The following is a 24,790-nucleotide window of genomic DNA, read 5'->3' as shown; positions in this document are numbered from 1 at the left end:
AACAACGATAATGACATAGGGATACAGGCCGTGGATGTAGTGCTAGAGCCCGCAGCCGGCAGCCTTCTGCGCTCCAGATTAACACCCCCTCGGGTGCCTGCTGATTATTTGATTCGTCCCGAGGTCCAGAATGCCCTGGACCGTCATCCTTATGCCTCGATACTGTCGTTTTCGGCTCCCGCCGGTTTCGGCAAGACCACCGCACTGGCGGCACTGGCCGGCAAGCGTGCGAGCGAGGGACATCAGGTTGCCTGGCTCTCCCTGGAGAGCGACGACGACGATCCCGGCCGTTTCTGCCTGAAACTCATCCAGTCCCTCGCCACCGCCGTGCCCGGCACTGGCGAGGATGCGTTGGGCTACGTGCACAACACTATGCGTGTGCCCGTGGTCGCGGTCATGGAAAGCCTGCTGATGGACCTCGCCCGCGACGAGCGCAAGGTCCTGCTGGTACTCGACGACCTGCATGAGATCACCCATTCCGACGTCTTCGCCGGCCTCAATCGCCTGGTGCAGTACGCGCCGCCCGGCCTCACCCTGGCCATCGGCAGTCGTTCCCAGCCGCCGCTGAACCTCGCCACGTGGCGCGCCAAGGGGCTGCTGCTGGAGATCGGCCAGGACGAGCTGCGCCTGTCCCGCGACGAAACCCGCGAATACCTGGCCCGCGATGGCCTGCAACTCGAAGATAGCTGCCTGCAGTCGCTGCACAACCAGACCGAAGGTTGGATGGCGGGGGTTCATCTGGTCAGCCTGTGGCTGCGCCAGCAGCCGGGTGCTCCGGAAGACCTCAAGCTGCTAAGCAGCGACAAGGCGGCGGTAGGCGATTACCTGCTGCGCGCGGTGTTCGAGCGTCTTCCCGCCGATGTGCAGGGCGCACTGCTGTCCCTGGGGATTGCCAATCGCCTGAATGGCGACCTGGCCAACACCCTGACCGGTCGCCAGGACGGCCAGGCGCTGCTGGAACACCTGGACAGCATGCAGCTGTTCCTTCTGCCGCTGGACCGTGACCGCCAGTGGTACCGCTTCCACCAGCTGTTCGCCGACTTCCTCCGCGCCCGCCTGCGCGAGCGCGACCCGGAGCGCTTCAAGCAACTGCACTTCAATGCCAGCCTGTGGTTCACCAATCACCACATGCCGACCCTGGCCATCGAGCACGCCTGCCTCGCCGAGGACCCGGAAATGCTCGCCGCGCTGGTCGACGGCTGCGGCCTGGAGCTGATCAACCGAGGCCAGCTCTACCTGATCTCGCGCTGGCGCAAGCACGTGCCGAACGAGATCGCCGAGCGCTACCCGATCCTCGTGCTGAGCGACGTCTGGACCCGTGCCACGGAGCTCAGCCTGCCCGAAGCCAACCGCATGATCGACGAGCTGCTGGCGCGCTGGGGCGACTCGCGCGGCAACGGCCCGATGGGCAATCAGTACCTCTCGGCGCTGGCGGTGAAAGCCGTGTTGGCGCTGCAGAAGGACGACCTTGAACAGTGCATCACCCTGGCGCGCAAGGTGGAAAGCCAGCTGGGGCAGAACTCGGCGTTTCTCGAAGGTGCGATCCTGCTGATCGGCGCCTTCGCCCAGGTCATCCGCGGGCACGCGGAGCAGGCGCGCCGCCTGATGGGGCTGGCGCAGCAGCGCAACCATTTCCTCGACGGCCGCTACCTGCACATGCAGCAGTGCACCATCGAAGTGGTGCTGGCGCTGGAGCAGGGCCAGGTCAAGCAGGCGCAGATGCTCATCGAACGCGTGCGCGAGCAGGCCATGCCGCTGTTCGACAAACGCTCCCAGGCCCTGGCGCTGCCGGCCATCGCCGAAGCGCTGACCGCCTACTACCGCACCGAGCTGGACGGCCTGGAAGAGCGCCTGCGCTGGGCGCTGGGTCGGGTCGACGTGGTCAACCCCATCGACCTGTACGCCCAGGGCATGCAATGCCTGGCGCGCATCCAGCGCCTGCAGGGGCGCGGCAAGGAGGCCCTGGCTACCCTGGGGTTGATGCAGACCCTGGCCTCGCGCAATCAGTCCTGGCGCTTCTTTGCCATGGCGGTGGGCGAGGAGATCAACCTGATCCTCCAGGAGACCGCCACCGACCGCTGCAAGCGCGCCGAGCAGCGGCTCAAGGCCATCGACTGGGCCAAGCTGGCCAGCCACTACAAGCAGATGCCGTTCAACCCGGTGCTCTGGGTGCAGGGCATCAGCCGGGTGCGGCTGCTGCAGGCGCGCGGACACTTCAGCGAGGCGCTGCACGAAATCACCCAGCTGCGCGGCATGCTGCAGCCGGGCTGGCACGGCCTGCAACGGCTGCGCCTGGACCTGCTGGCGGCCCTGAGCTACCAGCGCCTGGGCTACCAGGAACGTTCCCACAGCCTGCTCGGCCAATGCCTGGTCGGCGCCGAGCGGGAAGGGGTGCGGAGCATTTTCATCGAGGAAGGCGAGGGGATTCGCCAGTTGCTGCAGCAACTGGAGTCCACCGAGCGACAACCGGCGCTGCAGGTCTTCATTCGCGGAATGTTGACCGTCTGGCCGGGGCAGGAAGCACGCAGGTCGCCCGAGGTGCTCGAAGAAGGTCTGACCGACCGCGAGCGCGAGGTGGTATGCCTGGCGGCCCAGGGACTCTCCAACGAGGAGATCGGCCAGCAGTTGTCGCTGGCGCTGGGCACCGTCAAATGGCACCTGCACAACATCTACGAGAAGCTCAAGGTGCGCAATCGGACCCAAGCGATACGCCGTGCCCGCGAGCTGAGTCTGCTCTGACATGACGACCCTGACCACACTGCCGCAGCAGCCCATGCCGCTGCTGCGCACCAAGCTGTTTCCACCGCGCACCGACAGCGATTCGCTGCTGCCGCGTCGTGCCCTGATCGACCGCCTGTATGCCAACCGCCAGCAGCGCGTGCTGATCCTCAGCGCACCGGCCGGCTTCGGCAAGAGCACCATTCTCAGTCTGCTCCGCGAGCGCCTGCTGGCAGGTGGCGCGCGGGTCGCCTGGATGTCCTGCGATGAGGGGGACAGCGAGCCGCAACGCCTGGTGCAGTACCTGGTGGCGAGCATTCGCAGCGTCGAGGCGGACTTCGGCACCAATACCTCGAACCTGCTGCAGTCGGACATGACCCTGCCGCTGGAAGGCATCATCGACGCCTTCCTCTCCGACCTGCGCCGTCTCGACGGGCCGCTCTACCTGCTGCTCGACGACTTCCATCAGATCCGCCATCCGGCGCTGGCCCATGGGGCGCGCTACCTGATCGAGCACCTGCCGGACAACATACGGCTGGTCACCAGCACCCGCTACCGCCCGCGCTTCCTGGTGGACGAGCCGGGCCTGGCGCCCTGGGCCTTCTGCCTGAGCGGCGACGACCTGCGCCTGACCCGCGAGGAAACCGACACCTTCCTCACGCAGCTCAAGGGCCTGGCCCTGAGCGACAGCGAGCTCAAGCTGCTGCACAAGCGCACCGAAGGCTGGATTACCGCGCTGCACCTAGCCGCCCTGGCGCTGGCGCGCAACCCGGACCGCGCGGCGCTGCTCAAGGGGCTTTCCGGCACCGAGCGCGACCTTGCCGACTACCTCGCCGAGGACGTGCTGTGCAGCCTGCCCGAACCGCTGCAGCAGTTTCTCGACCAGACCTCGGTGCTCGACGAGTTCTGCGCTGAGCTGTGCAATGCCCTGACCGGGCGCCGCGATGGCCTCGATATGCTGATGCGGCTGCAGAACGAGCAGTTGTTCATCATCGCGCTGGACGACCAGCGCGAGTGGTTCCGCTATCACCACCTGTTCGCCGAATTCCTCCAGGGCCGCCTGGCGCGCAATTCCGATCCGACACCGCTGCTGCATGCTGCCGCGCGCTGGTGTGAGGGGCGTGACATGGCCGACCGTGCGATCAAGTACGCCTTGCGCGCCCGTGACTATGCCTTCGCCGCCGACCTGCTGGAGCGCCAGGGCGCCAAGCTGATCGCCGGCAACCGCGTCTACGGCATCCTCGGCATGCTCAGCAGCATCCCCGCCGAGGTGATCCGCGAGCACCCGGTGTTCCAGATTTTCTACGCTTGGCAGCTGGCCTTCGAGCAGAAGTTCGCCGAGGCCGAGGCGCTGATCGAAGAGCTCAGCGTCCGGCTGCTGCAGGGGCAGGGCAAGGTGCGCCACTTCGGCATGGCGGAGTTGCTCGCGGTGGCCCAGGTGCTGAAGGCGCTGGTGCTGCTCTACCAGGACAAACTGGAAGCTTGCCTGAAGGTGGCGCGCCAGTGGCTGGCGCTGGTGCCGGGCAACCAGCCGGTGTTCCGCGCCAGCCTGTCGTGCATCCAGGCGGCGGCCTATGCGCTGCTGGGGGACTACGCCGAAGCGGCCAACGCCATCGGTGTCGCCCGCGATTGCCTGCGCATTGCCGACAGCGAGTACCTGCAGGTCGTGGTCAGCATGATCGAGGCCTTGATCTGCAAGGAGCGCGGCGAGCTGGAGCGCGGTCGAACTATCGCCGAGAGCGCGCGCAGCCGCGTGGAGCGGGTCTTCGGCCGGCGCAGCCGCGTTGGCGGACCTTTGTCGCTGGCCTACGCGGACCTGCTGTACGAGCAGGATCGCCACGCGGCGATCCTTGCCGAACTACCGCTGGCGACCACCTGGCGCGACGTCGCCACGCCGGTGGAGCTGATCAGCCGCGGCCAGTTGGTGATGGCCAAGGCGCGGTTCTTCGCCGGCGAGGCCGAACAAGGGTTGGCCCAGCTCGACGAATGGCTGGTTGGCCTGCAGTCGCCGGGCTACGAGCGGGTGCATGCACTGGCCATGAGTTGCAAGGTGCAGCTGTTGCTGTGGATGCGACGGCCCAACGAGGCCGAGCGCGTGTGCCTGCAACTGGCGCGGCACCTGTCGGGGCTCAACGCCGAACGCTATGCCGATGCCCATGCGGCGCTGGTGATGGCGGAGGCGCGCCTGGCACTTTCCGAGCGCCACGCCGAGCGAGCTCAGCAGCGTCTGGAATCGTGCCTGGCGGGCTTTACCTCGCCCTATCAGCGCGACCGGCGGCTGCGTCTTTCGCTGTTACTTTCTGTGGCGTATTGGCAGAAAGGTAACAGCGAAAAAGCCTTCGCCTTGTTCGCGCCCACCCTCGAGGAAGCCTGGAACCTGGGCTACCGACGCCTGTTCCAGGACGATGCTCTGTGGCTGCTGCCGCTCTGGGAGGCCTGGAAGGCCGCCGAACCCAAGCGTGCATCGGCCTGGCAGGGGGTCGCCGAGATGCTTCGCGAGCAGTGCCGCAGGTTGTCTGTCGATCCTGAAAGTTTCGATGAAAATCAAGATGTTAGCCATCGGGAGCGAGAGATCCTGCGACTCGTGGCAGCGGGCTTGTCGAACCGGGATATCGCCCAGGCGGTGCATCTGTCGGAGGCCACCATCAAGTGGCATCTGCACAACCTGTTCGCCAAGCTTGGCGTGCGTAGCCGGACCCAGGCGGTACTCAAGGGGAAGAGTCTGGGACTGCTCAGCGAAGCTTGAGTCAGAAGGTTGGTTTTGCGCCATCCCTTGGATGGGCTGGCAGGTTCACGGCGGGTCAGTAGCTTGGAGATCAGGACGCGAAGCCTTGTGCTTCACGAATCCATACCCGCGGCGCCTAAGGAAGAAGTCGGGGGTCTGGAAGATCGGCAGCAGCCGGTCAACCTGCAGCGGGGTAGGACGCCCCTTGCAGTGCCTGGGGCAACCCCACCTGAACACTGGAGAGTTATAACAATGAAAATCAAGCAACTGGTTCTTGCAAGCGCAGTTCTGGCCGCTCCGTTCCTGGCACATGCCGACATGAAATCCATGGATGACGCTGCACTGTCCGGTATCACCGGCCAGGATGGCATCAGCATTTCCGGTACCTTCAACGCCTCCATCGGCGCTGTCACCTACAAGGACGCCGATACCGGCGGCGGCTCCCTGGTGCTGCAGGGCATCCACCTGCCGAGCGTGACCATCGCCGACAACGCCCCGATGACTGTCGACGTGGTGACCACCAGCATCACCCCTGTCGGCGGCACCACTGCTGTTGCCACCCAACAGCTCGCCATCGGCCTTCCCACCGTGAACGGCGATGTGACCATCGACGCCGTCAAGGTTGGCACCAACGGCGCCAGCATTGGCTCGCTGACCGTTTCCAACCTGAACCTGGCTGGTTCGACCGTGAAGGTCTGGGGTCACTGATCCCGAGGTTGAAGCGCAGTACCCCTTGCCGGCGCATGCCGGCAAGGGTCTTCCAGGATTGACTTCCAATATTGAAGAGAGGGGTGGGATGTTCGAGATTCTGCTGGGAAGCCTGCTGGGCCTGTTCGGTTTTACCCAGGCCGTGGATACCAAGCCGCAACAGCAGGGCACAGTGAACATCTCGCAGCCGCTCACGCCCAACGGTCCCTTCCGCGAGTCGGTCCAGCTCGAACCGATGAGTCAGGTGCAGTTCCGCAACGTCATTCGCCAGGCCTACGACTACAGCTGTGGCTCGGCGGCGCTGACCACGCTGCTGGACTACTACCTGGGTCGCAACCTGGAAGAGCGTCAGGTCATGGAGGGCCTGATCAAGTACGGCGAGGCCGACAAGATCGTCCAGCGCCGTGGCTTCTCGCTTCTGGACATGAAGCGTTATGCCGCCGCACTCGGCTACAAGAGTGGCGGCTTCCGTGCCGAGTTCTCCGACCTGGACTCGCTCGAACACCCGGCGCTGGTGCCGATCCACTATGCCGGCTTCAAGCATTTCGTCGTGGTCCGCGATGTCTACAACGACCACGTCTTCGTTGCCGATCCTGCCTTGGGCAACATCAGTTTCACCCGCGCCCGTTTCGAGGAAATCTGGGACCAGAACGTGCTCTTCGTCATCTACCCCAGCGGCCAGGAGCCCAGGAACGCCCTGGAGCTGCGCGAGGCCGACCTGCGCCTGGTGGACGACCGGACCGTCAGCCTGCTGGCGTTCCGCGAGTTCCCGGAGATGAGCAAGATTACCCAGAACCAGATTGGCGAAGCCGCCACGAATGGAGACGTGCAGTACATCCGGCGCAAGTGACCGCCCGATCGGCCCATACGAATAAGAACAAGACCAGGGGATAGCAACATGGATTTCAAGGGGTTTGCGTGCGTTGCCGCTCTGGCCTTGCTGGCAAGTACCATCGCCATCGCCGAAGAAGCGACAAATGAAGACGCGCGTGATGCGCTGGCCAAGAAGGAAACCGACGCCGACAGCGCCAAGGCGCTGGAACAGGTATTCCAGGCCGCCGAGAAGAGCTACACCCTGCTCAAGAAGGGTGAGCGCCAGCTGACCTACGGCTTCGACTACACCTTGATGCGCGACACGCGCCTGCAGGCCGTGCGCAGCGGCGAGAACGTCTACAGCGTGCTGGCCCAGAGCGAGGCGCAGCACACCTTCACCAACTCCTTCACCTTCGACTACGGCATCTGGGACAACCTGACCTTCAGCATGCGCCTGCCGTTCGTGGCCAAGTACGACACCGAGCGCGACATCCATGCCTACAGCCTGGGCGACATTTCCGCGACCCTGCGCTGGCAACCCTGGGCGGCGGGCCGTGGCCGTCCGGTCACCACGCTCTACGCCACCCTCGGCCTGCCGACCGGCGACAGCCCCTACAAGGGCAACGTGCAGGACGACGTTTCCACCGGCAACGGCTTCTACAGCCTGGGCGCCGGGGCCAACATGTCCTACGTGATCGATCCGGTCGTGCTCTACGGCTCGCTCGGGTACACCTACAACATGAAGGTCGACGACATCCACCAGAACCAGTACGGCGAAGAACTGGAGAAAGTGGTGCCGGGCGACACGGTCAACTTCGCCATGGGCATGGCCTACGCGCTGTCCTACGACGTTTCCCTGGCCACCTCCTACCAGATGGCTTACTCGTTCAAGAACAAGTACTACTTCAACGACCGCACGGTCGAAGCGCCCGAGCAGACCAGCGCGATCATGAACTTCTCGCTCGGCCTGCGAACATCGCCGGACTACATCGTCAACGTGAACGCCGGTTTCGGTCTGACCGAAGACTCGCCGGATGTACTGCTGGGGGTTTCCCTTCCCCTGGATATCCAAGGCCTGAAAGCCCAGTAACCGACGAGCGACCACTACATGACTATGCGCATTTCGCCCCTCGCGGTGGCGATGGCAGGGGTGGGGTTTGGCTGGGCGACGCTCGCCAACGCCCAGTTGGCCAATGACCTGACCATCGGCAACCCCAAGGCCATGGCCATGGCCAACGCGGTGACGGCCGATTCCACTGGCATCGACGCGGTGCACTACAACCCGGCCGCACTGACCAAGCTCAAGGGCCGCCAGACCCAGATCAAGCTGATCACCGGGGTCATGGATATTCGCGCCGGCTTCAAGGCACCGCCGGACTACGGCTCGTCTGCCTTCGGCCTGGACGATGACCCGGTGGCTGGCGAGAACAGCCGCACCCTGACCCCGACCATGTACCTGCCCGGCCTCGGCGGCATGACCGACATGCCGTTGCTGGTGGCACCGCTGGCGGGCCTGTCGATCAACCCGCCGGGCTCCAAGTTCACCTTCGCCACCAACGTCTACGCGCCCCAGGCGCTGGGCTATTCGCGAGACTCGGACAGCGATCCGGCGCGCTACGAAGGCCGCCGCGTCTCGCTGCAACGCATCACCTACTTCTCGCCCTCGGTGGGCTACGAGGTCAACGACACGCTGTCGGCGGGCCTTTCGATCGGCTTCTCGCACCAGGCCATGGCGCTGGATACCGACTTCCGCAACCCCGGCCTGCTCACCGGCCTGCTGCAGACCCTGCACGACACCACCTGCGTGCCCGGCGCGCAGGAAATCGTCGAGCTGGTGTTCAACGTCTGCGGCGGGCGGATCGGCCCGTACGACTCGCTGGCCAACCTCAAGCTGGACATGCAGCAGACCCTCTCGCCGAGCTTCAACCTGGGTGTGCTCTGGGAGCCCTACGACTGGTTCGCCTGGGGCGCGACCTACCAGAGCGAGTCGCGCATGCACCTCAAGGGCAAGTACCGCGTCGACTACACCAAGGACTGGCAGGGCTTCTGGTCCGGCATGCAGAGCTCGGTGTTCGGCGCCTTCCTGAGCCCGCTGTTCCCCTATGGCAACGCCGAGGAAGAGCACGGCGTGGCGACGCTGAACATGGTCAATCCGGACAGCTTCTCCACCGGGATCAAGGTGCGCCCGTTCGACAAGTGGCAGTTCAACTTCGACCTGAAGTGGACCGACTACAGCGACTGGAACAAGCTGGAAATCGAGTTCGACAAGGAACTCGACCTGCTGCGCATCGCCAAGAACTTCGCCCCCAACGGCGCCACCGACCACAGCATCATCCTTGACCGTGGCTACCAGGACACCTGGAGCTATGCCATGGGCATGCAGTACGACGTCAACGACCGCCTGCAACTGCGCGCCGGCTATGAATATCGCCCCTCGGCGATTCCCAAGGACAAGGCCGATGCACTGGTGCCCATCGGCGATGCCAACCTCTACGGCCTGGGCTTGGGCTACCAGTGGGACAAGGACACGGTGATCGACCTGGGCTTCAACTACTTCGTCTCCAAGCAGAGCATCAAGGCGGGCACCAGCTGCAACCTGAACTGCACCGGCATCGACAACCTGGTGTACAACCCTTATGCCGGTCTCGATGTCAGCACCACGGTGAAGGCCTACGTCTTCGCCATGACTTACCGCACCACCTTCTGAGGGCATGGACATGGGCAGGTTGACCCTCCTGATTTCCTGCGTCGCCGCCGCCGGCATGAGCGCGCCAGTGCACGCAGCCAGCGGCCGCTACCTGTCGTGGATCGACGATAGCGGCCAGGTGCACAACACCTTCGTCGACGACAGCTATGCCAAACAGCAACGCCAGGCGGACAAGCGCATCGATCAGAGCGACCGCGCGCGGCTGATCGATGTCAGCGCCACGCAATGGCCAGGTAGCAAGCCGGCGGGGGAGAGCAAGCGTCGCTATTTCACCTGGGTCGATGCCCAGGGCAACCTGCAGAACAGCTTCTATGCCGCCGGCCAGGTCGCGCCCGGGCGTGCCGATTACGTGCTGCCCAACGGCGATCATTCAGCCGAGTACATCGACGCGGAATCCTATGAGGACCGCGGTTTCGTCCGCAGCGAGAATGGCAACCCATACTTCACCTGGGTCGATGACAAGGGGCAGGTGCGCAACTCGCCGATCACCGCGCAGCAGCGCGGCGAGACGTTCCGTCGGGGCGAGCAGGATGGCAGCAATATCGCCTTCACCGAGGGCCGGCAGGTCGACCTGAAGGCGCGCCCGAACAACCTGCCGGGGCTCGATGGCACCGGCGAGCAGACCGACGCCATGAAGGCGCTGCTCAAGGGCAGCGGCAAGACCCTGGACGACCTTTACGTCGACCTGCAGCGGCGCTGCTGCGATCAGATGGGCGATGGCGACTTCACCGAGCTGTCGGCCGAGGAGCCACGCTACGAGGAGCTGAACAGGTTCTCGCCGAGCTTCGACTTCCCCATGGGCAAGAGCTACTTCGTCGCGATGAAGCTGCCCAGCTCCCAGCGCGTTTACGGCCTGCGTGTGCGCAGCTTCGCCAACCACCAGGTGGTCTATCCGTCGCTACTGTTCCTCGACGAACAGAAGCGCCCGACCCGGCTGGTGAGCGACGCGGTGTACAAGCTCAATCCGGAGACCTGGTACCGCTATGCGTTCATCGAAGGGACCATTCCGGTGCGTGCCAACCAAGGCGAGCGCTATGTGCTGCTACTGACCACCGACGAGGACCGCAGCCTGCAGACCCTCGACAACAAGCCCTACAAGCGTCCGCTGGAAGACCTGGCAGTGAACGAGGCGGGGATGAAAGTGCGCGAGCACGGTGACCAGGGAGGCTTCGAGCTGGCCGTGGTGCGCTGAGTTGTGCGCGGGGGCGATGTTTTTTCGTAGGAGCGAGCTTGCTCGCGAACCGGGCAGCGGCGGAGTTGCCCGTGAATCCGTTCGCGAGCAAGCTCGCTCCTACAGTTTCACGCCAACGCTCATTGCCGAAGTTGCGTAGGGCGCATAACGCGTCAGCGTTATCCGCCATAGAGTATCCGGCGGATAACCTGTTCCAGGTTATGCGCCCTACGGGTCTGCTTCCCTGTGGTCACCCATGAAAAAGCCCGGCAATGGCCGGGCTTTTTCATGGGGTAGGTCGCCTCAGACTTCCTTCGGGTGCACGTGGCCGAAGAGCTGCTGGGAGAAGCGCACGCGCTCTTCCACGGTTTCCTTCACACCCTTGGCCTCCAGCTCGGCGAGGCGCGCCTCGACGGCATGGGTGCGCAGGGTCAGGCCACAGTCGTTGGCAATCTGGATGTTCAGACCGGGACGGGCGTTGAGCTCGAGGATCAGCGGGCCCTTGTCCTGGTCCAGCACCATGTCCACGCCAATGTAGCCCAGGCCGCACAGTTCGTAGCAGCCGGCGGCGAGCTTCATGAAACCGTCCCAGTTGGGCAACTGCACGCCGTCCACCGCGTTGGTGGTGTCCGGGTGCTTGCTGATCTTGTTGTTCAGCCAGGTGCCGCGCAGGGTCAAGCCGGTGGCCAGGTCCACGCCCACGCCGATGGCGCCCTGGTGCAGGTTGGCCTTGCCGTTGGACTGGCGGGTCGGCAGGCGCAGCATCGCCATGACCGGATAGCCCATCAGTACGATGATGCGGATGTCCGGCACGCCTTCGTAGCTGATGCTCTTGAAGATCTGGTCCGGGGTCACCCGGTACTCGATCAGCGCGCGGTCGCGATGGCCGCCCAGGGAGTACAGGCCGGTGAGGATGCTCGACAGCTGATGCTCGATTTCCTCATGGCTGATGATCCGCCCTGAGACCGTCTTGTAGCGTTCCTCGAAGCGGTCGGCGATCACCAGGATGCCGTCGCCGCCGGCGCCCTGCGCCGGCTTGATGACGAAGTCGCTGCGCTCGCCAATGATCTCCGGCAGGCGTTCGATCTCCTTCTCGGTGGAGATGATCCCGTACATTTCCGGTACGTGGATGCCCGCCTCGATGGCGCGCTGCTTGGTGATGATCTTGTCGTCGACGATCGGGTACAGGTGCCGCTGGTTGTACTTGAGCACGTAGTCCGCGTTGCGTCGGTTGATGCCCATGATGCCTTTGGCTTCCAGGGCTTTCCATCGCTTGATCAGGCCGAACATGGCTTAGTCCTTGAGGAAGGCTTTGAAGCGGAACAGTTCGGTCAGGCGGTAACCGCGGTAGCGACCCATCGCCAGCATGAACGACACCAGAATCAGCAGTACGGCCGGGAAGGTGAACACGAAGTACACCAGCTCCGGTACGCGCATCAGGATGTGCGCCAGGGCGGCGGCGAACAGGGTGCCGATGGCGGCCTTCATGGCGTGGGCCGCGCCGCGCTCTTCCCAGGTGATCGAGAGGCGTTCGATGCTCATGGTCAGGATCACCATCGGGAACAGGGCGACCGACAAACCGCTCTCGAAGCCGAGCTTGTGGCTGAGCAGGCTGATGGCGGCGATCATCACTACCACGAAGGTCAGCACTACCGACAGGCGGGGCAGCATCTGCAACTTCAGGTGTTCCAGGTACGAGCGTAGCGACAGGCCGAGCGCGGTGATCACGGTGAACAGGCCAATGCCCCACTGCAGGCCGGTCTCGCGGAAGGCAAGGGCGATCAGTACCGGAGTAAAGGTGCCCAGTGTCTGCAGGCCGATCAGGTTGCGCAGGATCAGGATCACCAGTACGCCGAACGGGATCATGATCATGATCTGGAAAGTCTGCTGGGTGGACAGCGGCAGGCCGTACAGCGAGTACTCGAGGAAGGCCGCGTCGGTGTTCTCGTCCGACAGTTTGGCCAGGCGGATGGCGTTCATCTCGCTGCTGTTGAGGCTGAAGCTGACCTGGGCTTTCTTGCCGCCCTCGATGGACAGCAGGCTCTCGTCACCCAGCCACCAGATCAGGCGGTCGTTGGGCAGGCCGCGTTCGCCGGTTTCCGGGTTGAAGTACAGCCACTCCTTGCCGTTGTAGCTGCGCAGCCAAAGCTCGGGCTGCTGCGGCTGGTTGGCGACCAGGCGGATGGTGTGCACGCGCTCCAGCGGCACGTGGGCCACCGCGAGCAGGGTTTCGACCACGTGAGAACGCTTGTCCAGGCTGGTGTCGCCGGCCAGTAGCAGTTTCACGTTGTCATCGTTGAGGTTGTTGGCGCGCTTGATGGCTTCGCTGACGAAGGTCTCGACGTCCGCCGAGTGCTGGCGGATGGGCGCGATCAGGGCTTCGGCGGCGATCTTGTCCGGACCTTCCAGGGGCAGGCTGTCGCGGAAGATCGGGCCCTTCTCCTTGGCCTTCTCGGTGGCGCCGGCATAGCGCTTGGTCAGCACCAGGCGATAGTAGAGGGTCTGCTGGCCGTTGGCGCGGCGCGAGGACCAGGTGACCTTGCGATTGCCGTCGGAGCGGTTGATGCCAACGCCGTAGTTGTTGGAGACGAAGCTCTCGTTGAGGCTGATGTAATCCTGGGTCAGCGGCGGTACGAACATCTGCACCTTCACCGGAGTCTTCGGTGTGGCGACGAACTCGACCTTGGCGTCGATGTTCCACAGGTCGTCGGTCTCGGCCTCGGTCATGGGAATGCCGAGGACGAAGATCTGGTAGGCGGTGATCGCGACGCCCAGCGTCAGCAGGATGGCGATCAGGACCTTCAGATGCAGGGTAAGAGAGCGCATGGGATTACTCGGCAGGTTTCGCTACGGGTTGGCAGCCGGGCTTGCCGGCAGCGTATTTCAGGCTCGGGTCGACCAGGGCGCCGAAGCGCTTGAGCGCGTCGGAGCCGATCAGAAGCGGGTATTGGAAGGCGCTGCGGTCGGTAAGGTTCACTTCGATGGTGCGCAGGGCCTTGCCCATGCACAGCTCGAGCTCGATGACCGGACGTGCAGTGTAGGCCTTGCCCTCGTCGGGATCGTAGTCGCCGTGGCGACGCTTGATCTTGCTGATGCGCGCCAGGGGTTTCTCGATCGGCTGGCTGTCGGCGGTGTCGGTGGCCAGGTAGAAGCGCACCCAGGTCTCGCCATCGCGCTTGAAGCGCTTGATGTCGCGGGCGCTGAGGGAGGCGGTCTTGGCGCCGGTGTCGAGCTTGGCGGCCAGTTCGATGTCCAGGTCGTTGATCCGGGCGTATTCGTTCAGGCCATAGACGGTCTTGCCGGCAGCGGCGCTGATGCCGGGAAGCAGGAAGATGCTCAGGAAGAGGAGCAGGGCAGTGGGCTTGAGTCTCATGGGCCTTGATGAGTGAGTGGCCGCAAAGCCTTGAAAAGAAACGCCCCGGTCGTCACCCCATGTGGCTTTGGCCGGTATGCCGGCTGGCGTGGCCTGGTGACGCCAGGCAATAGCGCGCCGAATTCTATCATGTGGTTTTTCGCTGGCGACAGTCGGTTGGCGCGTTGGCAGGGTATTTGTTTCAGGCTCATGACAGGTCTGCGCGAGCCTGCCGGGAGCCAGTGCGCGTGACGGGCCTGCCGTGAACCCGTCCGACCGGCGGGCGGCCGGACAGGTTCAGTCACTCAGGGCTTTTCTTCTTCCGCAGTGACCTCGGTCCAGCTGCTGTCCGGGTCGAAACGACTCATTTTCTTGGCAATCTTGTCGCTCTCCGGGCCGAGGTTCTTGGAGAAGATCTCGCCATCGTGGCTGATCATGAAGCTCATCACGCCACTGTCGCCGTACTTCACTGGCCAGGCGATGAGGGCAAAGCCGCGGGTCATCCTGCCGCCGATCCGGTAGTCGTAGGCGCCACCGGGTGCCGAGGGGCCCTGGGCGGTGAGGATGCGGTAGTGGTAGCCATGCCAGCCGTCGCCCGGCAGTTCGTCGCCGAACAGCGGGCCAAGCGGGCTTTCCTCGCCGCCATCTTCCTCCGGCCAGTACAGCCCATCATGGTGCCCGTCGCTGCTGACGAACTTCTGCGCGTACTCCAGGACGCCATCGCCGTTGCGGTCCACTTCGGCGTAGTCCATCTGCGCATCGTGGTAGGCCTGCACCGCCTCCAGGGTCGATTCCTCGTTGCGGCCGATCCGGCGAATGCGGATTTCCTCGCCGCCGGCCTTGGCGTTGAAGGCCCAGCCGTTCTTCTCATGGACGATCGGCAGGGGCAGGGTCCAGGGATCGTTGCCGACGACCAGGTGGGCGAGGTGGGGATTGTCCTGCTCGATCTGGTGCTTGTCCTTGTAGTGGGCGAGGAAGGCGTCCACTTCGTCCCGGTCGATGCCGGCGGTTGGAATGTAGCTCTGCCAGTCCTTGCCCAGCAGGGCGGCCAGTCGTTCGGGGTCGGCTTTTTCGGTGCCGAGCGCAGCGATGAAGGCGTCGGCGGCCGCGTCGGGAGTGGGGAAACTGTCCTGGGCCAGCAGGCTGGCGGGGAGGACGGCGAGGAGCGCGAGCGCCAGCAGGCGCGAGGCGATGGGCATGGCTCGTCTCCTATCGGCGTCCGCCGCCACGCGGGGCGCGGGCGGGGCGTTGCACGGTGTGGCCGGCGCGTGCCGCCTGCGGCCGGCTGGCAGCAGCGCGACTGACCTGGCCACGGTTGGCGAATTCGCGGGATTGTCGCGGGTTGTTGGCGCCGGCGAAGGCATTGTTGCGCGGAGCCTGGGTGCGGGCATGCTGCTGGCGCGCCTGTTCGCGGATCTGCTGGTTGTTCTGCGCCCGGGGCCGTTGCTGTACCTGATTGCTACGGTTCTGCATGGCGTTCTGCGCCCGCTGCCGGTTCTCAGGGTTGTTCTTCAGCTCGCGGGTGGCGTTCTGCGCGCGTTCACGGGCCTGACTGGCGTCGCGGGGTTCACGGTTGGCCTGTTGGGCGCGCTGGAGGGCTTGCGGGTTGTCACGCAGATCGCGGGTCGCCGCCTGAGCTCGCTCGCGCGCCTGCTGGTTGTTCGCTGCCGGGGCAATGCCACGCTGCGTCAGGCTTTCCCGTGCACGGGAGCGCTCTTGCGCGCGGGCCGAGTCGAATCCGCGCATGGCTTCGCGCTGCTCGCCACCGGACAGGCGCCGGTTGTATTGCTCGCGGCTGCGGGCGTCGCGGTAGGGAACGCCATTACGATAGGTCGGGTCATGGCGCCAGGCTGCCCGATTGCCATTGATGTTCTGGCTGAACTCGCGATTCACGTTGCGATTGACGTTCCGGTTGCTGTTGAAGTTGTTGTAGTGCTCCACGTCGACGTCAATCTCGTGATCATCCCAGTCACAGTCACCCCAGAGCGAGCCGACGATGGCAACTCCTGCGCCAAACGCCAGGCCGGTGGCCAGTGCGGTGGCAACGGGGTATTCGGGAGGTGGCGGGTAGTAGACCGGTGGGCTGGCCGGGTAGGGCCAGGAGCCATAGACCTGCGTGGGGTTGTAGCTGGGGACATAGACCACCTGCGGATCGGCAGGCTCGATGATGATCGTTTGAGCGGGTGCCGATTGCTGCACCACCTCGGTGCCGCCTGCCGTAGACGGCTGAGCGGTGGCCGGTGGCGCCGGTTTCACGGTGACAGTCTGCTGCTCGTTGGATTGCAGGTTGCCGGCGGCCTGGGCCTGGCGGCGCAGGCGCTGGATGGAGTCCATCACTGCGTCGGGCTGGGCCAGGAAGGCATCGCCGACGCGCTGGACCCAGGCCGGGTCCTGCCCCAGCGTGGCCAGTACCAGCGGGAAGGCAACCAGCGACTGGACGCTCGGGTCCCATGGCTGATCTGCCACCTGCTTGACGGCATCATCGCCACTGACTTTGGGGTGAGCCTTCGACCATGCTGCCGCGTCGGCCACGTTGCCGGGGTAGGTCGTCGCCATCAGCACCTGAGCCAGCAGTGAGTCGGGATACAGCGCCAGGGGGGCGAGCATCTGGTCCAACTGCTCGGGGGTGAACACCGCCTGGCTGGGCTGCTCTGCCGCGGGGGCGGGTGGCGCTGCAGCGGGCTGCGCGGGAGCAGGTGCCGGAGCCGGCGGAGGCGCTGGTTCGGCGGCGGGTTGATTGGCGGCTGGGGGGCTCGTGGTGGCTGTCTTGGCTTTGGGCGGCTCGTCCGAATCGCAACCCGACAGCGCCAGTAGTACGGCCAGAACCAGATACTGACATCCTCGCATGGCGCTCTCCTGTGCCGGTGCAGTGGAATGCCCGCCCCATGACATAGGTCACGGGTAAATCGTGGGTCTGGAGAATGATAGGCGCAGCGGCGAAAGGCTGCCGGAAAGATCAGCGGCCGGTAGGGGCAGCCGCTGCAAGCAGGAAAGTGAGCAAGGTGTTGGTGATTACTTGAGGCGACGCTCGACGCCTTTCTCCACCAGGATCTTCGCGGAGATTTCCTCCACCGAGAAATGCGTGGAGTTGATGTAGGCGATGTTCTCGCGGCGGAACAGGTTCTCCACCTCGCGAACCTCGAATTCGCACTGGGCGAAGCTGGCGTAGCGGCTGTTGGGTTTGCGCTCGTGGCGGATGGCGGTGAGCCGGTCGGGGTCGATGGTCAGGCCGAACAGCTTGTGCTTGTAGGGCTTGAGCGCGTTGGGCAGCTGCAGGCGCTCCATATCTTCTTCGGTCAGCGGGTAGTTTGCCGCGCGGATGCCGTATTGCAGGGCCATATAGAGGCAGGTGGGCGTCTTGCCGCAGCGTGAGACGCCGACCAGGATCAGGTCGGCCTTGTCGTAGTAGTGAGTGCGGGCACCATCGTCGTTGTCGAGGGCGAAGTTCACCGCATCGATCCGCTCCATGTAGTGCGGGTTATGGCCGATGCTGTGGGATTTTCCGACGGAATACGACGAGTCTGAGGATAATTCTTGCTCGAGCGGTGACAAAAAGGTCGAGAAGATGTCAATCATGAAACCGTTGGATTGCGCAAGGACCGAACGGATCTCACGATTGACGATGGTATCGAAGATGATTGGCCTTGCCCCGTCCGCCTCCGCAGCCCGGTTGATTTGCTGTACCATGACGCGCGCCTTTTCTTCGGTATCGATGTAAGGTCGTGTCAGTTTGGTGAAATTGATGTTCTCGAACTGCGCCAGAAGGCTCTGGCCGAGGGTTTCGGCAGTGATGCCGGTGCCGTCGGAAATGAAGAATGCAGTTCGTTTCATGTGCGCTGCGGGCCTTATAGGTAGGATCGAATCCTGGTTATGATAGGCCCCGCGTTTGCAAGGCCCTTTGCCGGGGCATTCTCACCCATTTTTCCGGCTCCGGCCAGACAGGGTGGGGCCGCACCGACTTGTATGACCTTTTCCAACACTTAGTGGAGAGATCACCTTGGTAGAGTACGTAGTTTCCCTCGATAAGCTCGGCGTCCACGATGTCGAACATGTGGGGGGCAAGAACGCATCCCTGGGCGAAATGATCAGCAACCTCGCCGGTGCCGGCGTTTCCGTACCGGGTGGCTTCGCCACTACCGCCCAGGCCTACCGTGACTTCCTCGAGCAGAGCGGCCTGAACGATCGCATCCACGCGGCACTCGACGCCCTGGACGTGGACGACGTCAACGCACTCGCCAAGACCGGCGCGCAGATTCGCCAGTGGGTGATGGACGCCGAGTTCCCAGAGCGTCTGGATGCCGAGATTCGCAAGGCCTTCGCCGAGATGGCCGGCAGCAACGACAATATGGCCGTGGCCGTGCGTTCCTCCGCCACCGCCGAAGACCTGCCGGACGCTTCCTTCGCCGGCCAGCAGGAGACCTTCCTGAACATCCGCGGCGTGGACAACGTGATCCGCGCGGCCAAGGAAGTCTTCGCCTCCCTCTTCAACGACCGTGCCATCGCCTACCGCGTACACCAGGGCTTCGACCACAAGCTGGTCGCCCTGTCCGCCGGCGTGCAGCGCATGGTCCGTTCGGAAACCGGTACTGCCGGCGTGATGTTCACCCTGGACACCGAATCCGGTTTCCGTGACGTGGTGTTCATCACCGGCGCCTACGGTCTCGGCGAGACCGTGGTACAGGGCGCAGTGAACCCCGATGAGTTCTACGTCCACAAGCCGACCCTGGAAGCCGGTCGCCCGGCCATCCTGCGTCGCAACCTGGGCAGCAAGGCCATCAAGATGATCTACGGCGACGAAGCCAAGGCCGGTAAATCGGTCAAGGTGGTCGACGTGGAGAAGGCAGACCGCGCCCGCTTCGCCCTGTCCGACGCCGAAGTGACCGAGCTGGCCAAGCAGGCCCTGATCATCGAGAAACACTACGAGCGTCCGATGGACATCGAGTGGGCCAAGGACGGTGACGACGGCAAGCTGTACATCGTGCAGGCCCGTCCGGAAACCGTTAAGAGCCGTTCCAGCGCCAACGTGATGGAACGCTACCTGCTCAAGGAAAAAGGCAAGGTCCTGGTCGAGGGTCGTGCCATCGGCCAGCGCATCGGCGCCGGCCCCGTGAAGGTGATCCACGACGTTTCCGAGATGGACAAGGTCCAGCCGGGCGACGTACTGGTCTCCGACATGACCGACCCGGACTGGGAGCCCGTGATGAAGCGCGCCAGCGCCATCGTCACCAACCGTGGCGGCCGTACCTGCCACGCCGCGATCATCGCCCGTGAACTGGGTATCCCGGCAGTCGTCGGCTGTGGCAACGCCACCGCGGCGCTGAAGGACGGCCAGCGCGTGACCGTCTCCTGCGCCGAAGGCGATACCGGCCTGATCTACGAAGGCGAACTGGGCTTCGACGTCCGCCAGAATTCGGTCGACGCCATGCCTGACCTGCCGTTCAAGATCATGATGAACGTCGGCAACCCGGATCGCGCCTTCGACTTCGCCCAGCTGCCGAACGAAGGGGTGGGCCTGGCCCGTCTGGAGTTCATCATCAACCGTATGATCGGCGTGCATCCCAAGGCGCTGCTGAACTTCTCCAGCCTGCCGGCGGATATCAAGGAAAGCGTCGAGAAGCGCATCGCCGGCTACGACGATCCGGTCGGCTTCTACGTCGAGAAGCTGGTCGAGGGTGTCAGCACCCTGGCCGCCGCTTTCTGGCCGAAGAAGGTCATCGTGCGTCTGTCGGACTTCAAGTCCAACGAATACGCCAACCTGATCGGCGGCAAGCTCTACGAGCCGGAAGAAGAGAACCCGATGCTCGGCTTCCGTGGCGCCTCGCGCTACATCAGCGAGTCCTTCCGCGACTGCTTCGAACTCGAATGCCGCGCGATGAAGAAGGTTCGCAACGAGATGGGCCTGACCAACGTCGAGCTGATGGTGCCGTTCGTCCGCACCCTGGGCGAAGCCTCCCAGGTCGTCGACCTGCTGGCCACCAACGGCCTCAAGCGCGGCGAGAACGGCCTGCGCGTCATCATGATGTGCGAGCTGCCGTCCAACGCCCTGCTGGCTGACGAATTCCTCGAGTTCTTCGACGGCTTCTCCATCGGCTCCAACGACCTGACCCAGCTGACCCTGGGGCTGGACCGTGACTCGGGCATCGTCGCGCACCTGTTCGACGAGCGTAACCCGGCGGTGAAGAAGCTGCTGTCCAACGCCATCCAGGCGTGCAACCGCGCCGGCAAGTACATCGGCATCTGCGGCCAGGGCCCGTCGGACCACCCGGACCTCGCCAAGTGGCTGATGGAGCAGGGCATCGAGAGCGTGTCGCTGAACCCCGACTCGGTCCTCGATACCTGGTTCTTCCTCGCTGAAGGCCAGTCCTGACAGCCTCTCTACCATCCTGAAAAGGGCGGGTGATTTCACCCGCCCTTTTTTATGCAAGCGATTCCATGCAAAGCAGCAGTCAACTCTTTCCCGTCGCTCTCCTGAGTGCGGAACTGCGCGGCGACCTCACCGAAGACGTCTACCGCCTCAAGCCCAACAACAGCCCGGACTCCAGCGTCGAGCTGGCCGTCACTCGTCTGGGGCTTCCGGATGGGCGCCGCGGCGTGCCGGTGATCCTGTTGCACGGCAGCTTCTCCAATCGACGCTTCTGGTTCTCACCCAAGGGGATTGGGCTGGGTGCCCATCTGGCACGCTCCGGTTTCGATGTTTGGATTCCAGAGATGCGTGGCCACGGCCTGTCGCCGCGCAACGAGGACTACGATCACAATCGCGTGGCTGATTACGCCCGCTTCGATCTTCCGGCCATCGCCAACTTCGTTGTCGAGCAGAGTGGGCAGGCCCCGCACTGGATCGGCCATTCCCTGGGCGGCGTAACCCTGGCAGCCGCCCTGGGGGGCGGCTACCTGGATGAGCGGCAGGCCGCCACCGCAGCGCTGTGTGGCAGCCAGGTCAGTCGTACCTATTGGCCGTTGAAACTGCCCCCGGTGGCCTGGGGCGGGCGCTTCCTGCTCAGGCGCATGGGCGGCCTGTCTGGTTCACGGCTCAAGCGCGGGCCGGAAGACGAGCCGCTGGGGCTCGCCCTGGAGGCATTGCACTGGTACAGCCTGTTCGGTCGCTTCGGCGAGAAGGACAACGACTGGTGGGGCGGTCTGCAGAATGTTCGCGTGCCAGTGCTGGCCGTGGCCTCCGACGGTGATGTCCAGGACCCGGCCTGGGCCTGTCGCAAGTTGCTGGAGCAGTTTGGCTCCGAGGTGCGCGAGTACCTGCGCCTGGGGCGGCGCCAGGGCTTCTCGGAGGATTTCGGTCACATCGAGATGCTGATCAGCAAGGGCGCCCAGCGCGAAGTCTGGCCATTGCTGCAACACTGGCTGGACCACGCTGGATTGCCGGAGGGGCAGGGCGCTCTGGCGCAGGCTTGAGCTTGGCGTGGCAGGGAGTAGACTGTGACGCCATTGCGGCTTTCGGTCACATCCAGGCCTGAAGCCCTGCCGGATTTCATCAAGAGGAGCTTCTCCATGCATTACGTCACCCCCGATCTGTGCGATGCCTACCCGGAGCTGGTCCAGGTCGTCGAGCCGATGTTCAGCAGCTTCGGCGGGCGGGACTCCTTCGGAGGCGAGATCGTCACCATCAAGTGCTTCGAAGACAACTCGCTGGTCAAGGAGCAGGTCGAGAAGGACGGCAAGGGCAAGGTGCTGGTGGTGGATGGCGGCGGCTCGCTGCGCCGCGCCCTGCTGGGTGACATGCTGGCCGAGAAGGCTGCCAAGAGCGGCTGGGAAGGCATCGTGGTGTACGGCTGCATCCGTGACGTCGACGTGATCGCGCAGACCGACCTGGGCGTGCAGGCGTTGGCCAGCCACCCGATGAAGACCGACAAGCGTGGCATCGGCGACCTGAACGTCGCCGTGACCTTCGGTGGCATCACCTTCCGCCCGGGCGAGTTCGTCTATGCCGACAACAACGGCATTATCGTTTCGCCTAAAGCGTTGAAAATGCCGGAATAATTCGAACCTTCCAGCTAAGGTTCAGGTCAATGCCGGAAGCGAAAGCTTCCGGCATTTTTCATGGAGCCTCGCGAACGCGACCTTGAGCGAAGGAAAAGGGCATGCAGCAGTACGAAAGCGGCACGGAGCGCGGATTGATCGATGGCTTCGTGCTGGACGGTCACGGCGGCGGCCGGCGGATCACCCGCAGTGAGTTGCCGCTGCTGGATCTCAAGCCCGAGGAAAGCCTCTGGGTACACTGGGATCGTGGTGTGCCGGAGGCTCAGTTGTGGCTGCGCGAGTCCAGTGGCCTGAATGAGTTCGCCTGCGACCTCCTGCTGGAGGAGGCCACCCGTCCGCGCCTGGTGGACCTGGGCGGCGAGCGCCTGCTGCTGTTTCTGCGAGGGGTCAACCTGAACCCCGGCGCTGTGCCCGAGGACATGGTCTCGCTGCGTGTCTACGCCGAGTCGCAACGGGTGATTTCCCTGCGTCTGCGTCCGCTCAAGGCGGTGGCTGACCTGCGTGCCGACCTGGATGCCGGGCGCGGACCGAAGACGGCTTCGGAGGTGGTGCTGTACCTCGCACACTACCTTACCGATCGCGTCGATACCCTGATCGGCGGCCTCGCCGACCAGCTCGACGCCATGGAGGAGGCCATCGAGGAGGACGAGCGCAGCATTCCCGACCAGCACCAGTTGCGCGCCCTGCGACGACGTGCCGCGGGGTTGCGCCGCTACCTGGCGCCGCAGCGGGAAATCTACTCACAGATGATTCGCTTCAAGGCGTCCTGGACAGTGGCCGACGACGCGGATTACTGGAACGAGCTCTACAACCGCCTGACCCGCAACCTGGAAGAGCTGGAGTTGGTGCGCGAGCGCATCAGCCTGATCCAGGAAGCCGAACATCGTCGAATTACCGAGCGGATGAACCGCACCATGTACCTGCTTGGTATCATTACCGGCTTTTTCCTGCCCATGAGCTTCGTGACCGGTCTCCTGGGCATCAACGTCGGCGGCATTCCCGGCTCCGACGCACCCTACGGCTTTGCCGCGGCTTGCGTGGTGATCCTCGGGATAGTGGCTTTCCAATGGTGGATCTTCCGCCGCATGCGTTGGCTCTAGGTGTGACTTTTGAGGTGATGGGGGCGTCAAGCACCTCACACAGGCGAGGTGCGTATGCACGACCCATTTGAAGAATCCTTGCGCGATCTGCTGCGAATGCCCCCGGAACAGCCGGGAGACGATTCGCGCCTGGATCGTGTCCTGAAGACCGCCAACCGCCAGGTGGGCGCAGGCGATCTGTTCAGCCTGATGGGGCACTGGTTCCAGGCCCTGTCCATTGGCGTGAGCCGTGGCGCCGCGCACCTTGCACCCGTCACGCGCCACGCGCAGAATTCCGCCCCTTCCGCTGACAAGGCCGACTGAACATGCAATTCGACATCTGGACGCAAAGCCTGCTCACCGCCATGAACACCCTGTGGGGCAAGCTGGCCGGGTTCATCCCGAACCTGCTCGCCGCGCTGGTGATCGTGCTGCTCGGCTTCGTCGTCGCCAAACTGCTCGATGCGCTGCTCTCCAAGCTGCTGGCCAAGCTCGGCCTCGACCGCCTGATGGCGGGCACCGGCCTGACCAAGCTGCTGGCCCGTGCCGGCATCCAGGTGCCGGTCTCGACCCTGATCGGCAAGATCATCTACTGGTTCGTGCTGCTGGTATTCCTCGTTTCCGCGGCGGAATCCCTCGGCCTGCAGCGCGTCTCGGCAACCCTGGACATGCTCGCGCTGTACCTGCCCAAGGTGTTCGGTGCGGCGCTGGTGCTGATCGTCGGCATCCTGCTTGCCCAGTTGGCCAACAGCCTGGTGCGCGGCGCTGCCGACGGAGTCGGCCTCGAGTACGCCAACGGCCTGGGTCGCGTTGCCCAGTGGCTGGTCATCATCATCAGCATCTCGGTGGCCATCGGCCAGCTCGAGGTCAAGACCGACCTGCTGAACTACATCATTGCCATCGTGCTGATCACCATCGGCCTGGCTGCTGCGTTGGCCCTGGGCCTGGGCAGCCGCGAGGTGGCGGGGCAGATCATCGCAGGCATATACGTGCGGGAGCTGTATCAGGTCGGACAACAGGTGAAAGTGGCTGATGTCGAAGGCATCATCGAGGAAATTGGTACCATCAAGACTATCCTGCTGACAGACGAGGGTGAGCTGGTGTCGATCGCCAACCGCATCCTGCTCGATCAGCGTGTAACCAGTCGCTGAAGATGATGACCGATTACCGGTACGGCTTGCCGAAAGCCGCGCCGGACGCTGACTTGACCTGGCCCGACCCGACTTGAACAAGCCGCAATCACTGTCCTTGCGCTATGACCCGCGCCAGCTCACCGACGAGGAGCTGGTGGAGCGTTCCCACGAGGAGCTCTACCACGTGACGCGGGCGTATGAAGAGCTGATGCGCCGCTACCAGCGCACGCTCTTCAACGTCTGCGCGCGCTATCTGGGCAACGACCGGGACGCCGATGATGTGTGTCAAGAGGTCATGCTCAAGGTGCTGTATGGTCTGAAGAACTTCGAGGGAAAGTCGAAGTTCAAGACCTGGCTGTACAGCATCACTTACAACGAGTGCATTACCCAGT

The 24,790-nt window shown here is 64.1% G+C and carries 20 protein-coding genes; 14 read left to right on the top strand and 6 right to left on the bottom strand.

Annotated features, from left to right (window positions below; all coding sequences use genetic code 11):
• The first annotated feature begins 30 nt into the window (after positions 1-30).
• From FAS41_RS19665 to FAS41_RS19635, 7 genes are all read left to right on the top strand, one after another.
• On the top strand, positions 31-2,739 hold the full coding sequence (locus FAS41_RS19665; protein WP_138525127.1) for a winged helix-turn-helix domain-containing protein: 2,709 nt from the start codon (positions 31-33) through the stop codon (positions 2,737-2,739).
• 1 nt (position 2,740) lies between these two features.
• Positions 2,741-5,464 carry a winged helix-turn-helix domain-containing protein gene (locus FAS41_RS19660; RefSeq protein WP_138525126.1) on the top strand — a complete coding sequence of 908 codons (2,724 nt, stop codon included), beginning with the start codon at positions 2,741-2,743 and terminating at the stop codon, positions 5,462-5,464.
• A gap of 231 nt (positions 5,465-5,695) precedes the next feature.
• Entirely contained in the window at positions 5,696-6,151 is a 456-nt protein-coding gene (locus tag FAS41_RS19655) for a DUF6160 family protein (protein WP_138525125.1), read from the top strand.
• An 88-nt stretch (positions 6,152-6,239) separates the two neighbouring features.
• Complete coding sequence (locus FAS41_RS19650; protein ID WP_138525124.1) at positions 6,240-7,001, top strand: C39 family peptidase; 762 nt, start codon at positions 6,240-6,242, stop codon at positions 6,999-7,001.
• Positions 7,002-7,049: 48 nt separating this feature from the next.
• On the top strand, positions 7,050-8,054 hold the full coding sequence (locus tag FAS41_RS19645) for a transporter (protein ID WP_138525123.1): 1,005 nt from the start codon (positions 7,050-7,052) through the stop codon (positions 8,052-8,054).
• Between the two features lie 18 nt (positions 8,055-8,072).
• Entirely contained in the window at positions 8,073-9,671 is a 1,599-nt protein-coding gene (locus tag FAS41_RS19640) for an outer membrane protein transport protein (RefSeq protein ID WP_138525122.1), read from the top strand.
• A gap of 55 nt (positions 9,672-9,726) precedes the next feature.
• A complete protein-coding gene (locus FAS41_RS19635; protein ID WP_425049027.1) occupies positions 9,727-10,863 on the top strand; it encodes a MalM family protein in 1,137 nt (378 codons plus the stop codon).
• A gap of 282 nt (positions 10,864-11,145) precedes the next feature.
• On the opposite strand, the gene FAS41_RS19630 is transcribed toward FAS41_RS19635, so the two are convergent.
• The 6 genes from FAS41_RS19630 to ppsR form a co-directional block, all read right to left on the bottom strand.
• Positions 11,146-12,132, bottom strand: a complete 987-nt coding sequence (locus FAS41_RS19630; protein WP_138525120.1) for an alpha-L-glutamate ligase-like protein — start codon at positions 12,130-12,132, stop codon at positions 11,146-11,148.
• Positions 12,133-12,135: 3 nt separating this feature from the next.
• Positions 12,136-13,668: an osmotic stress tolerance membrane protein RloB gene (gene rloB, locus FAS41_RS19625; RefSeq protein ID WP_138525119.1), complete on the bottom strand. Its 1,533-nt coding sequence runs from the start codon at positions 13,666-13,668 to the stop codon at positions 12,136-12,138.
• A 4-nt stretch (positions 13,669-13,672) separates the two neighbouring features.
• Positions 13,673-14,215, bottom strand: a complete 543-nt coding sequence (rloA, locus tag FAS41_RS19620) for a retropepsin-like aspartic peptidase RloA (protein ID WP_024765709.1) — start codon at positions 14,213-14,215, stop codon at positions 13,673-13,675.
• Positions 14,216-14,499: 284 nt separating this feature from the next.
• Positions 14,500-15,393 carry a DUF2950 domain-containing protein gene (locus FAS41_RS19615; protein ID WP_138525118.1) on the bottom strand — a complete coding sequence of 298 codons (894 nt, stop codon included), beginning with the start codon at positions 15,391-15,393 and terminating at the stop codon, positions 14,500-14,502.
• Between the two features lie 10 nt (positions 15,394-15,403).
• The gene (locus tag FAS41_RS19610; protein WP_425049174.1) at positions 15,404-16,801 is read right to left on the bottom strand and encodes a DUF3300 domain-containing protein; all 1,398 of its coding nucleotides are present in this window, start codon (positions 16,799-16,801) and stop codon (positions 15,404-15,406) included.
• A 405-nt stretch (positions 16,802-17,206) separates the two neighbouring features.
• The gene (gene ppsR / locus FAS41_RS19605) at positions 17,207-18,025 is read right to left on the bottom strand and encodes a posphoenolpyruvate synthetase regulatory kinase/phosphorylase PpsR (protein ID WP_017516884.1); all 819 of its coding nucleotides are present in this window, start codon (positions 18,023-18,025) and stop codon (positions 17,207-17,209) included.
• Positions 18,026-18,191: 166 nt separating this feature from the next.
• Between ppsR and ppsA the strand changes: the two genes are divergently transcribed.
• From ppsA to FAS41_RS19570, 7 genes are all read left to right on the top strand, one after another.
• Positions 18,192-20,561 (top strand): phosphoenolpyruvate synthase, encoded by a 2,370-nt coding sequence (gene ppsA, locus FAS41_RS19600; RefSeq protein ID WP_138525116.1) that lies wholly within the window; start codon positions 18,192-18,194, stop codon positions 20,559-20,561.
• Positions 20,562-20,626: 65 nt separating this feature from the next.
• Positions 20,627-21,601 carry an alpha/beta fold hydrolase gene (locus tag FAS41_RS19595; protein ID WP_138525115.1) on the top strand — a complete coding sequence of 325 codons (975 nt, stop codon included), beginning with the start codon at positions 20,627-20,629 and terminating at the stop codon, positions 21,599-21,601.
• Between the two features lie 96 nt (positions 21,602-21,697).
• A complete protein-coding gene (gene rraA / locus FAS41_RS19590; RefSeq protein ID WP_138525114.1) occupies positions 21,698-22,186 on the top strand; it encodes a ribonuclease E activity regulator RraA in 489 nt (162 codons plus the stop codon).
• A 101-nt stretch (positions 22,187-22,287) separates the two neighbouring features.
• Positions 22,288-23,286, top strand: coding sequence for a zinc transporter ZntB (locus FAS41_RS19585; protein WP_138525113.1), 999 nt, complete (start codon positions 22,288-22,290; stop codon positions 23,284-23,286).
• Positions 23,287-23,340: 54 nt separating this feature from the next.
• Complete coding sequence (locus FAS41_RS19580) at positions 23,341-23,589, top strand: CrfX protein (protein WP_138525112.1); 249 nt, start codon at positions 23,341-23,343, stop codon at positions 23,587-23,589.
• 2 nt (positions 23,590-23,591) lie between these two features.
• Entirely contained in the window at positions 23,592-24,416 is an 825-nt protein-coding gene (locus tag FAS41_RS19575; protein WP_045208529.1) for a mechanosensitive ion channel family protein, read from the top strand.
• A gap of 73 nt (positions 24,417-24,489) precedes the next feature.
• Positions 24,490-24,790: sigma-70 family RNA polymerase sigma factor (locus tag FAS41_RS19570; RefSeq protein WP_138525111.1), on the top strand; the 301-nt coding region annotated here is incomplete at its 3' end.

The organism is Pseudomonas nicosulfuronedens, from assembly GCF_005877905.1.
GTDB classification, from domain to species: domain Bacteria; phylum Pseudomonadota; class Gammaproteobacteria; order Pseudomonadales; family Pseudomonadaceae; genus Pseudomonas; species Pseudomonas nicosulfuronedens.
This window is presented reverse-complemented; position numbering and strand designations above follow the sequence as displayed.